At 70.4% G+C, this 13644-nt stretch carries 18 protein-coding genes; 11 read left to right on the plus strand and 7 right to left on the minus strand.

Annotated elements, in window-relative coordinates; translation table 11 throughout:
• Positions 1-188 precede the first annotated feature (188 nt).
• From QH470_RS04150 to QH470_RS04170, 5 genes are all read right to left on the minus strand, one after another.
• Positions 189-680, minus strand: a complete 492-nt coding sequence (locus tag QH470_RS04150; RefSeq protein ID WP_280270908.1) for a peptidylprolyl isomerase — start codon at positions 678-680, stop codon at positions 189-191.
• Between the two features lie 231 nt (positions 681-911).
• Positions 912-1310, minus strand: coding sequence for an SMU1112c/YaeR family gloxylase I-like metalloprotein (gloA2, locus tag QH470_RS04155; RefSeq protein ID WP_280270909.1), 399 nt, complete (start codon positions 1308-1310; stop codon positions 912-914).
• Positions 1311-1493: 183 nt separating this feature from the next.
• The gene (locus tag QH470_RS04160) at positions 1494-2360 is read right to left on the minus strand and encodes a fructosamine kinase family protein (RefSeq protein WP_280270910.1); all 867 of its coding nucleotides are present in this window, start codon (positions 2358-2360) and stop codon (positions 1494-1496) included.
• A 27-nt stretch (positions 2361-2387) separates the two neighbouring features.
• The gene (locus QH470_RS04165) at positions 2388-3173 is read right to left on the minus strand and encodes a helix-turn-helix domain-containing protein (protein WP_280270911.1); all 786 of its coding nucleotides are present in this window, start codon (positions 3171-3173) and stop codon (positions 2388-2390) included.
• A 62-nt stretch (positions 3174-3235) separates the two neighbouring features.
• Entirely contained in the window at positions 3236-4099 is an 864-nt protein-coding gene (locus QH470_RS04170; RefSeq protein WP_280270912.1) for an NmrA family NAD(P)-binding protein, read from the minus strand.
• A 119-nt stretch (positions 4100-4218) separates the two neighbouring features.
• On the opposite strand from QH470_RS04170, the gene QH470_RS04175 reads away from it, so the two are divergent.
• From QH470_RS04175 to QH470_RS04215, 9 genes are all read left to right on the plus strand, one after another.
• Positions 4219-5070 carry an SDR family oxidoreductase gene (locus QH470_RS04175; RefSeq protein ID WP_280270913.1) on the plus strand — a complete coding sequence of 284 codons (852 nt, stop codon included), beginning with the start codon at positions 4219-4221 and terminating at the stop codon, positions 5068-5070.
• A 72-nt stretch (positions 5071-5142) separates the two neighbouring features.
• Entirely contained in the window at positions 5143-5655 is a 513-nt protein-coding gene (locus QH470_RS04180; RefSeq protein WP_280270914.1) for a GtrA family protein, read from the plus strand.
• Between the two features lie 94 nt (positions 5656-5749).
• On the plus strand, positions 5750-6538 hold the full coding sequence (locus QH470_RS04185) for an SGNH/GDSL hydrolase family protein (RefSeq protein ID WP_280270915.1): 789 nt from the start codon (positions 5750-5752) through the stop codon (positions 6536-6538).
• A gap of 62 nt (positions 6539-6600) precedes the next feature.
• Positions 6601-7146 (plus strand): hypothetical protein, encoded by a 546-nt coding sequence (locus QH470_RS04190; protein ID WP_280270916.1) that lies wholly within the window; start codon positions 6601-6603, stop codon positions 7144-7146.
• A 203-nt stretch (positions 7147-7349) separates the two neighbouring features.
• On the plus strand, positions 7350-7880 hold the full coding sequence (locus QH470_RS04195) for a copper chaperone PCu(A)C (protein ID WP_280270917.1): 531 nt from the start codon (positions 7350-7352) through the stop codon (positions 7878-7880).
• Positions 7873-9072, plus strand: coding sequence for a Dyp-type peroxidase (locus QH470_RS04200; RefSeq protein WP_280270918.1), 1200 nt, complete (start codon positions 7873-7875; stop codon positions 9070-9072). Before QH470_RS04195 ends, QH470_RS04200 begins: the two co-directional genes overlap by 8 nt.
• A 39-nt stretch (positions 9073-9111) precedes the next feature.
• Positions 9112-9387 (plus strand): hypothetical protein, encoded by a 276-nt coding sequence (locus QH470_RS04205; RefSeq protein ID WP_280270919.1) that lies wholly within the window; start codon positions 9112-9114, stop codon positions 9385-9387.
• The gene (locus QH470_RS04210) at positions 9387-9716 is read left to right on the plus strand and encodes a hypothetical protein (RefSeq protein ID WP_280270920.1); all 330 of its coding nucleotides are present in this window, start codon (positions 9387-9389) and stop codon (positions 9714-9716) included. The genes QH470_RS04205 and QH470_RS04210 overlap by 1 nt, the downstream gene beginning before the upstream one ends.
• A gap of 88 nt (positions 9717-9804) precedes the next feature.
• The gene (locus QH470_RS04215; protein WP_280270921.1) at positions 9805-10521 is read left to right on the plus strand and encodes a 5-formyltetrahydrofolate cyclo-ligase; all 717 of its coding nucleotides are present in this window, start codon (positions 9805-9807) and stop codon (positions 10519-10521) included.
• Between the two features lie 3 nt (positions 10522-10524).
• Here QH470_RS04215 and QH470_RS04220 read toward each other — a convergent pair whose 3' ends face one another.
• A complete protein-coding gene (locus QH470_RS04220) occupies positions 10525-11487 on the minus strand; it encodes a GlxA family transcriptional regulator (protein ID WP_280270922.1) in 963 nt (320 codons plus the stop codon).
• A 134-nt stretch (positions 11488-11621) separates the two neighbouring features.
• Between QH470_RS04220 and QH470_RS04225 the strand changes: the two genes are divergently transcribed.
• A complete protein-coding gene (locus QH470_RS04225; RefSeq protein WP_280270923.1) occupies positions 11622-12080 on the plus strand; it encodes a DUF1348 family protein in 459 nt (152 codons plus the stop codon).
• 13 nt (positions 12081-12093) lie between these two features.
• Here the strand turns inward: QH470_RS04225 and QH470_RS04230 are convergent, their stop codons facing one another.
• On the minus strand, positions 12094-13362 hold the full coding sequence (locus QH470_RS04230) for a hypothetical protein (protein WP_280270924.1): 1269 nt from the start codon (positions 13360-13362) through the stop codon (positions 12094-12096).
• On the opposite strand from QH470_RS04230, the gene QH470_RS04235 reads away from it, so the two are divergent.
• Positions 13361-13615, plus strand: a complete 255-nt coding sequence (locus tag QH470_RS04235; RefSeq protein WP_280270925.1) for a hypothetical protein — start codon at positions 13361-13363, stop codon at positions 13613-13615. The two genes, QH470_RS04230 and QH470_RS04235, sit on opposite strands and share 2 nt — an antisense overlap.
• The last annotated feature ends 29 nt before the right edge of the window (positions 13616-13644 follow it).

Below are 13644 nucleotides of genomic sequence, written 5' to 3' on the forward strand. Positions count from 1 at the left end.
CCTCGATCGTGGTCATATCCGGTCCTCTCGTGTCTCGACCCCATCGTCGAGCCACCAACTGAGTCCGCCGTCTACCCCCCCGGTGGGGGTGGTGTGGGCCCCCCCGGGGCCCCCCCCCCCCCCCCGCCCCCCGGGGGGGGCCCCCCCCCCCCGGGGGGCGCCCCCCCCCCCCTCGTCCGACAACAACCTCAGGCCAGCTGAGCCGACACGATCGTGATCGGCTCCACCGGAACATCCTGATGACCCGCCCGCGAACCGGTCCGCACATCGTTGATGGAGTCCACCACGTCCGTACCGTCCACGACCTTGCCGAACACCGCGTAACCCCAGCCGTCCTGACCCGGATAGTTGAGGAAGTCGTTGTTCGAGGTGTTGACGAAGAACTGCGCACTCGCCGAATGCGGATCGGAAGTGCGGGCCATCGCCACCGTGTACTTGTCGTTGCGCAACCCGTTGCTCGCCTCGTTCTCCACCCGGTTGGGCGCCGGCTTCTGCTGCATGTCCGCGGTCATACCGCCGCCCTGCACCATGAAGCCGGAAATGACCCGGTGGAAAATCGTCCCGTCGTAGTGACCGGCCTTCACGTAATCCACGAAGTTGGCGACCGTCTTCGGCGCCCTCGTCTCGTCGAGTTCGAGCGTGATGTCCCCGGCTGAGGTATTCAGCAGCACTTTGGTCATCCGGCCATCGTATGGGAGCCGTCCTCGCCCCGAGCGCCCACCCACGATCCTGTTCCCCGACAGCCGGTTCGGCCCGGCGACCAACCAGACCCACTTCCTCGTCTGGGCAGGTGGTGATGTGCGCATTGGTGAGCTTTCCGAGGTCGTGACTGTATGAGTGGGTATAAGACGGGTATACATGCATAAATTCGCATGTCTACATCTAGGTATGATTTAACGCCTTGCCGCTGTTCAGGCGCCTGGCGCGACCTCGTACAGCTCCAACGGCAGTTCGTCCGGATCGAAGAAGAAGGCGAACCGCTTCCCCGTGTGCTCGTCGACCCGCACGTCCTCGGTCGCCACTCCCCTACCCCGCAACTCCGCCAGCGCCGCCGCCACATCGGGCACCGCGAAGGCCAGGTGCCGCAGCCCGCGCGCCTCCGGCCGCGACGGCCGCGCCGGCGGGTCGGGGAACGAGAACAACTCCAGCTGCCCACCGTCCGGCAACGCGAGATCCAGTTTGTACGAACGACGTTCGGCCCGATAGTTCTCCGCCAGCACCCGCAGGCCCAGGACTTCGGTGTAGAACGACTTCGATCGCTCGTAGTCGGAGGCGATGATCGCCACATGGTGGATCCGCAGCAGGTCCATGCGCCGACGCTAACCCACGCTCGGACGCACGATGCTCCCCTCCCCCTCGTCGATGCTGCTTTGAACGTGAGCATGTTGTAGGGCGACATGACTGTGAGCGCCTTTAATGCATAGATGCGCATATGCCCATTTAGGTATTTTTAAAGAGTCGATAACTGCCGATCCTGCGATCACTCCGGCCGGTCAGATTCGCAGCGCCGACTCGGCGGCCTCCAAGGTCATCCCCCGGTACGAGCCGCCGAACAGCACCACATGCACGAGCAGCGGATACAGCTGATGCAGCGGAATGCGTTGCCGCCAACCCGGTTTCAGCGGACTCGCCTCCTGGTAGGCGGAGCGGATCCGGTCCAGGTGCGGAGCGCCGAACAGGGCCAGCATGGCGAGATCGGTCTCCCGGTGACCGCCGTGTGCCGACGGATCGATCAGCCGCACACCGTCGGCGGTCCACAGGAGATTTCCGGACCAGAGGTCGCCGTGAATGCGACTGGGCGGCTCCGGATCACCGGCCAGGCGGTCGATGTCGGTGATGACGCGCTCGAGCAGGCGCAGGCCCTGATCGCCCAGCACGGGTGCGGCGGCCGGGAGCAGCGGCGCCAGCCTGCGTTCGGCGTACCACCGCCCCCACTCCCCCGTCTTCGGTGAATTGTCTTGCCGCACAGTGGCGATGAAGCCCGGCCACGGTGCGCCGAAGGTTTCGGGGCGGGAGTCGTGCAGCGCGGCGAGGGCGCGGCCGAACTCCTCGGCCGCGGCCGGGTCGGGTGTGGTCTCGTCCAGCCAGGGCAGCACGAGGGTCCGCCCGTCCTCCCCCAGCACCGGCGGCACCAGGCCGTCGCGGGCGCCCTCCCCCAGCCAGCGCAGGCTGTCCGCCTCGGCGCGTAGTGCTTGTCCGGCAGTGGAATCCGGTGCGCCGGTCACCGCTTTCACGAAGACGGTCCGGCCGTCGGCGAGGCGGGCTCGGTGCAGTGTCCACGCGTGCCGGTGGCCGAGGTCCGCGATGTCGGCCACCTCGGCACCCAGCAGGTCGTGTACGCGGGCCGCGGCTTCGCTCATGGGCTCGATTGTGCACGCGCCCGGGCGCTAGCCGACCGGCGAGTTGTCGCGCAGGTATTGGGCCGTGGCGGGGTCGGCGGGAAAGAAGGATTCGATGGCCAGTTCGGCGACCGTCACATTCATGGGCGTGCCGAAGACGGTCATGGCGCTGAGGAAGGCCAGGTCGGCGCCGTTGTGGCGGAGGCGGAGCGGGACTACGGCCTGTTCGGGTTCGGGCAGGCCGGGCGGATGCTCGCCGCCCGGGTATGCGCGCAGTTCGGTGGAGAGGGCGGTGAGGTGCGCGGAGCCGGTGATCTCGATCTGGCGCTGGAGGCGTTCGAACAGGTGTCCGCGCCATTCGGCGAGGTTGATGATGCGCGTGGCGAGGCCGTCGGGGTGCAGGCTGAGGCGCAGTGCGTTGACCGGTGGGGTGAGCAGTTCGGGCGCGACGTCGGCGAGGAAGAGGCCGGCGCTGGCGTTGGCGTCGACCATGTTCCAGTGCATGTCGACCGCGAGTGCAGGGTGTGGTTCGTGGCCGACGAGGATCTGGCGCATGGCGGTGCGGACCGGCTTCATCTGCGGGGTGTCCAATCCGGGTTCGGCGTATACGGGTGCGAAGCCGGCGGCGAGCAGGACGCGGTTGCGTTCGCGCAGTGGGATTTCCAGTTCCTCCGACAGGTGCAGGATCATCTGGCGGCTCGGGGTGGCGCGGCCGGTTTCGATGAAGCTGAGGTGCCGGGCGGAGGTTTCGGCGCGGCCGGCCAGTTCCAGCTGGCTGAGGCGGCGGGTGACTCGCCAATGCCGGAGCAGGTCGCCTGCGGTCTGGGTTTGCACGTGCTCGATCGTACGGAGACGGGTGCGTGCTGCCGATTACCTGTGAGGTAAGCCGGGTGCGGTTATCGCGAGCGGTGGGCGGCGAAGTGCGCGAGGGTGGTCGGCGGGTGGCCGCCGTATTTCTCGATTTCGGGTGTGACCTGATAGAGGCCGGTGCCTTCGCCGAGGAGGCGGAAGATCTCCCACAGTTTCGACAGGTGTTCGGCGGCGTGGGCGGAGCCGTAGAACTCCAGTGCCCAGTGGCGCCAGCGGTCCGGGGGTGTGTCGGTGTAGGTGCGGCCGAGCAGGCGGGCGGCTTCGCCGATGGGTTGGACGTCGCCGGTGAGGAGGAGTACGGGCTCGGCGGGGCGGTAGGGGTCGGCGAGGAGTCCGGCGGCGACGCGGGCGACGTCGGCGGCGGCGATGAGTGGCAGGACGGTGGTGGGTGGGCCCATCGGCATGGTGAGGCGGGTGCCGTCGCCGGTGTCGGCGAGGAGGGCGAGGTTTTCGTGGAAGACGGCGGCGCGCAGGTGAATCGCGCCGATGCCGGCCCAGTCGAGGACTTGTTCGGCGACCCAGTGCTGGCGCATGCGGGGTGTGAGGGCTTGTGGGCCGGCGGCGAGCTGGGAGACGGCGACGACGCGCCGGACTCCGGCGTCGCGGGCGGCGACGGCGAATGCGCCTGCGGCGTCGACCAGTCCGTCGATGACGGGGTAGGTGAAGTAGGCGTGGTGGAGGCCGTCGAGGGCGGCGCGGGTGATGGCGATGTCGCGCAGGTCGCCGACCACGACCTCGGCGCCGAGGGCACGCAGGGGGGCGGCGCGTTCGTCGTCGGTGTGGACGAGGGCGCGTACCGGGATGCCGCGGCCGAGCAGGAGGGCGGTGAGGTGGCGGCCGGTCGAGCCCTGCGGGCCTCCGGCGGCGCCTGTGACGAGTACCGGCTCCATTCGATCACAGTACCGGTCGGTGGCTGCGGCGCACGGTGTTTCGGCGGGTAGTCGGCGCCGGTAGGGGGTGGTTGCGGAGTGCGGGACAGGGGCGGTGGGTTCTGGCATGGTTGACGGGTATGAAGACGATCCTGATTACGGGGGCGACATCAGGCATCGGGTTGGCGGCCGCGCGGCAGCTCGCCGCAGGGGGCGATCGGCTGGTGCTGGTGGGGCGCAATGCGGACAAGCTCGCGGCGACGGCGGAACAGGTGCGTGCGGCCGGGGCCGGTGCGGTGGAGACGCTGGAATGTGATGTGTCGTCGCAGGATTCGGTGCGGCGGCTGGCGGCCGCCGTGCTGGAGACGTGTCCGCGGCTGGATGTGCTGGCCAATAATGCGGGTGGTTTCTTCTTCCGGCGGACGGAGACCACGGCGGGGGTGGAGTCGACGTTCGCGACCAATCATCTCGGTGGTTTTCTGCTGACGGAGTTGTTGTCGGAGCGGTTGGTGCGCAGTGCGCCGTCGCGGGTGGTGTTCACGTCGTCGGTGATGCATTACGGGGTGTCGTTGGATTTGGACGATTTGGGTTGTGCGCGTGGGTATTCGGGGCAGCGGGCGTACAGCCGCTCGAAGCTGGCGAATGTGTTGTATGTGCGGGAGTTGTCGCGGCGGTGGGCGGGGACGGGGGTGACGGTGAACGCGTTTCATCCGGGGGCGGTGTCGACGGGGATCTGGGATGCCGCGCCGTGGTTCGCCAAGCCGGTGATGGAGGTGTTCAAGCGGGTGTTCATGGTGTCCGCGGAGGAGGGTGGGCGGCGGTTGGCGTATCTGGCCTCGGCGCCGGATCTGGCGGCGGTCACCGGGTGTTATTTCCAGAAGGATCGGGTGAAGGCGCCGTCGCGGGTGGCGCAGGACGATGCGCTCGGGGATCGTTTGACGGCGGTGTGCGCGGGGTTGGTGGGGTTGCCGGAGCCGTCGTCGCCGCGGTGAGGTGCGGGGGCCGTACGGGGTGGATGGTCGGCTGGTCGGCGCGCGGCGGCGGGCGCGGTTAAGGTGGGTGCCGTGTCGTTGGTACAACCCGTCCTCGATCGGCTGCCGGAAGCCTATCGCGCTGCCCTCGTCCGGCATCAAGAGTTGATGAAGTTCGCGGTGGTCGGCGCGGTCACGTGGTTCGTCGATACCGGTGTGGTGTACACGCTGAAATTGACTGTGCTGCAGGACAAGCCGTTGACGGCGCGGGCGTTCGGCGTGCTGATCGCCACGATCGTGTCCTACATTCTGAATCGGGAGTGGTCGTTCAGCGCGCGGGGTGGGCGGCAGCGGCATCACGAGGCGGCGTTGTTCTTCGCGGTGAGCGCGTTGGGTATCGCGGTGACGTTGGTTCCGCAGGCGATTTCGCTGTATCTGTTCGATATCCGGGTGCCGCATGTGAGTGCGGCGGCGCAGGCGGTGGCCAATTTCGTGACCGGGCAGATTCTGGGTGTGCTGTTGGCGATGGCGTTCCGGTTCTGGGCGCTGCGGCGGTATGTGTTCCCGGAGGATCTGCGGGCGGCGGCGGAGTTGGAGTTGCTCTGATCGGTAGCCGTCATGCGATGGTGTGCCGGTGTATCCGCGTTGTTCGCGCGGCGGTCGTACGATGTCGTGCCGCAGGGTTCCGCGGGAGGTGAAGGTGACGTCGGATATCGCAGTGGCGCGGCCGGTCGGTCGTTTCGTCGCGTTGGGTGACAGTCAGACCGAGGGTATCGGTGATCCGGACGGCCGGGGTGGGCATCGGGGCTGGGCGGATCGTCTGGCGGATCGGCTGGCGGGGTCGTGCCCGGAGTTGGTGTACGCGAATCTGGCGGTGCGGGGTCGCCGGGCGGCGCAGATCCGGGCGGAGCAGTTGGCGCCGGCGGTGGCGCTGGCGCCGGATCTGGCGGCGGTGGTGGCCGGGATGAATGATCTGATTCGGCCGCGTTTCGATCAGGATGCGGTGCTGGCGGATATCGATGCGATGTTCGCGGCGCTCACGGGTGTGGGTGCGCGGGTGGTGACGTTCACGTTTCCGGATATCGGTGGGGTGGCGCCGATCGTGCGGCCGTTGTCGGCGCGGGTGCGGGCGATGAATGCGCGGATGCGGGAGTTGGCGCGGCGGCCGGGGGTGCTGCTGGTGGATTTCGAGCCGGTGGCCGCGACGACGGATCGGCGGGTGTGGGCGGAGGATCGGTTGCATCTCAATCCGCTGGGTCACGATCTGGTGGCGCGTGCGGTGGCGGACACGCTGGGGTTGCCGGGGGCCGATGGTGGGTGGCGGCGGCCGTTGCCGCCGGTGCGGCGGGAGTTGTCGGCGTCGGTGGCGGCGGAGTTGCGGTGGGTGGCGTTTCATATGGCGCCGTGGATCGGGCGGCGGTTGCGTGGGGTGTCGTCGGGGACGGATCTGACGGCGAAACGGCCGCTGTTGCTGCCGGTTTCGGAGTGACTCGGGCCGGGGTGGCGGCGGTGTGGGCCGGTCCGGGACTTTAGGATGAGCGGGTGCGGTCGATGACGGATCCTGCGGCGCGGTTGCGCGGTGCGTCCGTCGGTGCCGCGGCGGGGGCGGTGAGTGTCGCGGCGCATGCCTTGGGCGGGGGTTCGGTGGCGTTGGGTTCGGCCGCGGTGTCGTTGCTCGTGGCGGCGTGTGCGCTGACGGGGGTGCTGGTGGCGTCGGTGGGCACCGGGTTGGCGCGGTTGATGGTGTTGCTGGCGGCGGGGCAGGCGGTCGGGCATGCGGCGTTGTCGGTGGCGCCGGGGCATTGTCATCCGCCGGTGTTCACTGCGGCGATGGTGGTCGCTCATCTGGTGGCGATTCCGGTGGGGGCGTTGCTGGTTCGTGGGGCCGAGGTGGCGCTGGGTCGGGTGCTGTCGAGCGTGCGGCGGATGGTGGTGGCGCTGGGGGTGGTTCCGGCCGTTCCGGCGGCGGTGTGGCGGGTGGTCGAGGGTGCCGGCGTTGTCTCGCTGTGGCGGCTGCTGCTGAGTTCGGGGATCGGGCGGCGGGGGCCGCCACGGGGTGTGGGCATTTCGCTTTTCTCTCACCGTTTCGCGGCGTAGCTGCCTGACGCACTGTGCGGTGCGTGTGGTCTGGCATTCGTGCGCGGTCCGATGCTGTGCGGGCGCAGGCGGTCTGGTGCTCTGCGGGTGCATTCGATGCGTGTCGGCATGTTGTGCGTGTCGGCAGGGCATGCGGTTGTGGCGTCGGGGCGTGTCCGTTGCGGGCGGTGATCTTCCCTCATATCTCGACTAGGAGATTTCCCATGTCTGCTCTTACGTTTTCGCGCGTGGCCGGTGTCGTGGTCGCGCTCACGGTTCCTGTGTTGCTGGGCGGGTGTTCGTCGGGTGGCGGCGCGGCGCCGGTGTCGCAGGCGGCGGCGGTGGCGGTTGCCGATCAGTGGGTGAAGGCGGCCGATCAGGGGATGTCGGCGGCGTTCGCCGAGATCGCCAATTCGTCGGACGTCGAGGCGCGCATCGTCGACGCGACCAGTCCGGCGTCGGCGCGGATGGAGATTCACGAGACGGTGGGTCTGGACGGCCAGAAGATGATGCGGCCCAAGGCCGGTGGTCTGGTGGTGCCCGCGCACGGGCGGGTGGCGCTGGCGCCGGGTGCGGATCATCTGATGTTCATGGATTTGACGGCGCCGTTGCGGACGGGTGCGGAGGTGCCGGTGACGGTGAAGTTCGCGGATGGGTCCAGCACGACGTTCACCGCTCGGGTGCGTGATTTCCCGGGCAACAAGGAGAACTACGTGCCCGCGGGCGACGCGACCCCTGCCGTGCACGGTGGCTGAGCCGAGATTGTCGCGGCGGCGTCTGCTGGGTGGGGGCGCCGCCGCGGCGGGGGCCGCGGGTGTCGCCGGGGTCGGCTGGGGTGTGGCGCGGTCGGGACGGGATGTGTCCGATGCGGATTCGGGTGTTGCGGTCGAGCCGTTCTACGGTCGGCATCAGGGCGGGGTCGCGACCGTGCCGCAGCGGCACGCGGCGTTCGTCGGGTTCGATCTGAAGCCGGGTACCGGGCGTGCCGATCTTGCCGGGTTGCTGCGGATCTGGACCGGTGATGCCGGGCGGTTGACCGCGGGGCGGCCCGCGCTCGCCGATACCGAGCCGGAGTTGGCGGCGCGGCCGGCGCGGCTGACGGTGACGATCGGGTTCGGTCCGGGTTTGTTCGTGGTCGCGGGGCTGGCGTCTGCGCGGCCGCCGTGGTTGCGGCCGCTGCCGGGTTTCGCGATCGATCGCCTGGATCCGGCGTGGTGTGGGGGTGATCTGTTGGTGCAGGTCTGCGCGGACGAGGTGACGACGGTGTCGCATGCGGTGCGGGTGTTGTGTAGGAGCGTGGCCTCGCTGGTGTCGGTGCGGTGGGTGCAGCGTGGGTTCCGCGATGCGCCGCGCGGGCAGACGATGCGCAATTTGATGGGTCAGGTGGACGGGACGGTGAATCTGGCGCCGGGCAGCGCGGAGTTCGATCGGCTGGTGTGGGACGACGGCGGGACGCGGTCGTGGCTGGCCGGTGGTACGTCGCTGGTGTTGCGGCGGATCGCGATGAATCTGGACACGTGGGACGAGCTCGATGCCGACGGGCGGGAGTTGAGTGTGGGGCGCCGGATCGCGACGGGTGCGCCGCTGACGGGCGGCCGGGAGTTCGACGAGCCGGATTTCGCGGCGGTGGACCGGTTCGGTATTCCGGTGATTCCGCCGTCGGCGCATATCGCGCGGGCGCATCACACGAGCGACGGCGAGCGGTTCCTGCGGCGCGGTTACAACTACGACGATCCGCCGGCGCCGGGGGCTGTCTCGAATTCGGGGTTGTTGTTCGCGGCCTATCAGCGTGATGTCGAGGCCCAGTTCTTGCCGGTGCAGCGGCGGCTGGCCGAGTTCGACGCGCTCAATACGTGGACGACGCCGGTGGGGTCCGCGGTGTTCGTGGTGCCGCCGGGTGTGGCGGATGCGAGCGGCTATGTGGGGCAGTCGCTGTTCGAGGGCTGACCGCTCGAACTGGGGTTACTACGCGCGTAGTATGGCGGCATGGGTTTCGAGTGGCCCGATTGGGCGATGGCTCACCTGATCGGGATCGAGACCTCGGAGGTTCGGCAGATTCTCGCGAGCACGCGGCGATGGCCGCGGCAGGCCGCCGACGGCAGCGTCGCGGTCCTCACCCTGTGGGGCCGCACCGACGCCGGTCGCCCGCTCATCGTCGCCGCCCGCCGGCAGGACAGCTGGACGTGGCTGATCATCGGCGCGCGCGAGATGCGTGCCGACGAGTTGAGGGTGTTCGAACAGTGGGAACAGGAGAACCGGTGATGAGCGACAAGGACTTACCATCCACCCCGCAGGAGGTCACGGCGTTCATGGACCGGCTGACCTTCGGTGACGGCCCGGTGCCCGCGCAGCAGGTGCCGCCGCCGCTGCGGCCGGACGAGGACATCATGATCACCAGTTCGATCCGGCTGCCGCTGCGTCTGCACGCCCGTCTCAAGGAACTCGCGGGCGAACGCGGTATCGGACTGTCGACCTTGGTGCGGGAATGGCTGGAGGCGGCCATCGCCGAACTCGACGACGATCAGCTCATCTCCCGCGCCGAGGCCCGCATGGCGCTGGCCCGGTTACACGCGGCGCGGCGAGCGGGCTGAGCCGTCCGCGTGCCGCTGCGGCCCTCGCGGGCGGTCGATCAGCGGACCGCCGCGGGGTGTCGACGGCTAGGAGACGAGGAGTGGCGCAGTGAGTGTCGATCAGGCGAAACAGGCCGTGCGCGAACGTATCTGGTCGTTGCTGGAGCGGGAGCGGGTGATTCCGCCGGAGGCGCCGTACAACATCCCCGAGTTCGAGGGGGCCGAGGTCGCCGCCGATCGGCTGGCCGGGGTGCCCGAGTGGTCGTCGGCGCGGGTGCTGACCACGGTGCCCGACACCGCGCAGTTCCCGGTGCGGCTGCGGGCGCTGGAGGCGGGGAAGCTGATCTATATGGCGTGTCCGCGGCTGGCCGCGCCGAAGCCGTTCTATCTGCTCGATCCCGCGCGGTTGCCGGTGTCTGCCGCCGAGGCGGCGCGTAAGGACACCGCGGCGCTGGTGGCGCGCAATGTGGAGGTCGACGAGATGCTGCCGATCGATCTGATCGTGCTGGGCAGTGTGGCGGTGAATCGGCGGGGTGCGCGGCTGGGCAAGGGGGCGGGTTACTCCGATATCGAGATCGCGTTGCTGCAGGAGGTCGGGTTGATCGATGAGCGCACGATCATCGCGACGACGGTGCACCGGTTGCAGGTGGTGGACGGGGAGTTGCCCGAGGCCGAGCACGATTGCCGGCTCGATCTGATCGTGACGCCGGAGGCGGTGATTCGCTGCGTGGAGCCGTATCGTCCCGCGGGGCTGCAGTGGGACAGGTTGCCGCGGGATAAGATCGCCGCCATTCCGGCGCTGGCCGCGCGCTACGCGCTGCGCTGAGGGTTACGCGGAGCGTGCCGCGGTGCGGAATCGCGCGCGGTATGCCGAGGGGGTGACGCCGAGGTGGCGGAGGAAGGCGCGGCGCAGGGACTCGTCGCTGCCCAGGCCGGAGCGGTGGGCCGCCGCGGTGACCGATTCGCCGGATTCCAGCATGGCCTGGGCCGCCTCGATCCGGGCCGATTCCACGAAAGCCGCTCGTGTGGTGGACAATTCGTCGCGGAACAGGCGTGTGAGGTGCCGGACGCTGACCCCGGCGCGGGCCGCCATGGCGGTCAGGGAGTGGTGGCCCGCCGGGTCGGCGAGCACCGATTCCAGCACCGTGCGCAGTTCGTCGCGGCGCGGTCGCAGGGTGCGTGACGCCACGGAGAACTGTGACTGGCCGCCGGGTCGCTGGAGGAATACCACGAGGTCTCGCGCGACCTCCCGGGCCAGTGCCGTGCCCTCGTCCTCCTCCACCAGGGCCAGGGTCAGGTCGAGGGCGGCGCTGACGCCCGCCGAGGTCGTGACCGCGCCGTCGCGGACGTAGATGGCGTCGGGTTCGACGGTGACCGACGGGTAGGCGCGGGCAAGCTTGCCGGTGTGCCGCCAGTGGGTGGTGGCGCGGCGGCCGTCCAGCACGCCCGCCTGGGCGAGGGCGAACGCGCCGGTGCACACCGACGCCACCCGGCGCGCGGAGCCGGAGAGTCTGGTCACGGTTTCCAGCAGTGCCGCGGGGACGGGCGCGTGTGGCAGTCCCGGCGCGCCGGGGACGAGCACGGTGTGGGGGCTGGTGATCCGGTCGTAGGCGGCGTCGGCCAGCAGGCGGGTGCCCGATGCGGTGGTGACGGGTTCGCCGGTGGGTGAGCAGAGCACGGTCTCGTAGCGGCCGCCGAGGGTGGCGGCGGTGCCGAATACCTCCAGGACCGCGGTCACGTCCAGGAGCCGGACCCCGTCGAAGGCCAGGACCGCGATCTGTCTGTGCGCCATGCGCCGACGGTAGCAACCCGGCGTGTCCAGATGTGTGGGATTCATGTCTCGATGGACATGGCCCGGTCGATGGCGGGCACGCGACGCTGAATGCGGGGATACTCCCGCCCGCCGACCGGAAGGAATCACCGGACATGACCCGCCCGCCCGTGCCGCCGTTCACCGACGAGGCCGCCGCCCGCGAGAAGGTGCAGCTGGCCGAGGACGCCTGGAACACTCGCGATCCGCAGCGCGTCGCGCTGGCCTACACCCCGGATTCGGTGTGGCGCAATCGTGGCGAGTTCGTCACCGGGCGCGCGGAGATCGTCGCCTTCCTCACCCGCAAGTGGGCGCGCGAGCACGACTACGCGCTGCGCAAGGAACTGTGGGGATTCCGCGGCCATCGCATGGCCGTGCGGTTCCAGTACGAATGGCACGACGCGCAGGGGCAGTGGTGGCGCAGCTACGGCAACGAGCTGTGGGAGTTCGATGACGCGGGGCTGATGCGCCGCCGCGAGGCCAGCATCAACGACACGGCGATCACCGCGGCCGATCGCCGCATTCTCGGTCCCCGCCCACCCGGGGAACGTGGTGCGCCGCTGCCGCTGTGGTGAGCGCGTGGCGGGGTCAGCCACAGACCAGCTCCGGGTCGGGGTTCTCGGCGGTGTCGGTGTGGTCGACGCGGGGCTGGGGTGCGGGGGCGGGCCCCAGGGTGTCCAGTTCGGCGCGGATGCGGCGCAGCAGTGCCGCCGCGCGGGAGCGGAAGGCGGCGGCCGCGGCGGTGTCGCCGATCAGGTCGGCCAGGTCGGCGAGGACGGCGTCGACCGGGCCGAAAACCGTTGCGCCACCGGCCAGCCCGGCCATGGTGCCGGAGCAGTCGCGCAGCGCGTCGAGCAGTTCGCCCGCGGCCTCGGTCTCCCCCAGCGCCACCGCGGCGTGCGCGCGGAACACCGTCGTCACCGACCAGTAGAAGTCGCGCCGCACGGTGGCGTGGTGGCGGAACAGCGCGCGGGCCCGGTCGCGGTCGCCGACGTGCAGCAGTACCAGCACGTACAGCTGCGCAACCAGGTCGGGTTCCGCGGCGTACAGCGCACCCACCCGCTCCCGCAGTCCCGACAGGTCACCGCGTGCCCACGCCAGCGTCAGCGCGCCGGTGAGCAGCGTCTCGTCCTCGTTGGCGACGCCGGATTGCCGCATCCGGGCATCGAAGGACCGGTACTCCGCCTCGGCGGTGGCCAGGTCGCCGCGCAGCACCGCGGTGACGGCCGTGAACGCCTGCAGGGTGTCCAGGAGCGGGCGCAGTTGCCCGGCCGAGGCGTATTCGATCGCGCGGGCGGCGTGCCGGGCCGCGGCCCGCAGATCGGTGGCCCGGCACGCGGTGCGGAACCGCAGGTAGTGGGCGACGGCCTGATATTCGGGCAGGCGCGCGGTGCGGGCGGTGCGCAGCAGCTGGTCGGCCACCCGGCCCCAGCCCGCCAGCATCGCGGGCCCGGTGATCGCGGAGCCGAGCGCGTTGAGCGCGGCGCACCGCAGTTCGGTGTCTCGCGTCTGTTCGGCCGCGGCCACCGCGCGGCGCGCCCGGCGGTACACCTGGTCGACGTCGCCGACGGCCTCGGACTCGAGCACGGACGTGACGAGCAGCCAGGCCTGCTCCGCGGGTGAATCCGTCTGTGCCAGCGCGGCATCCAGTGCCGCCGTCAGTTCCGGCTCGGGCGTGCGCCAATCTCGGATGCCCCAGATCACCGGGGCCCGCCAGCAGGTCAGCGCCCGCACCAGCAGGGGGCGATCGCCCAGCGGTTCGGCCAGTTGCACCGCCCGTGCCCGCGCCGCGCGGGCGGCGCTGTTGCGGCCGAGGTAGGCCAGGGCGCCGGTGAGCGCGCACAGGGTCCGCACCATGGCCGCCCGGTCGGCGGGCTCGGCAGCGTCGCCGCTGTGCCCGGCCAGTTCGTGCAGGGCGACCGCGGCCTGCCACTGTTCGGCGGCGGCCGCGCGGGCGCCGCTGTCGTCGCAGCGGCGCGCGGCGGCGGCGACGTATCCGAGTGCGTGCGCGGCCGTGGTGCGGGTGGCGGCGCGCGCGGCGGGGTGGGGCCGGCTCGCGCTGTCGGCGGCGGGGGCGGGGCGGGCGGGCGCGCGCCGGGGCAGGGATTAGGAGGGGGCCCCAAGGAAACCGGGCCCGGG

The organism is Nocardia wallacei, assembly GCF_029868745.1.
GTDB lineage: Bacteria > Actinomycetota > Actinomycetes > Mycobacteriales > Mycobacteriaceae > Nocardia > Nocardia wallacei_B.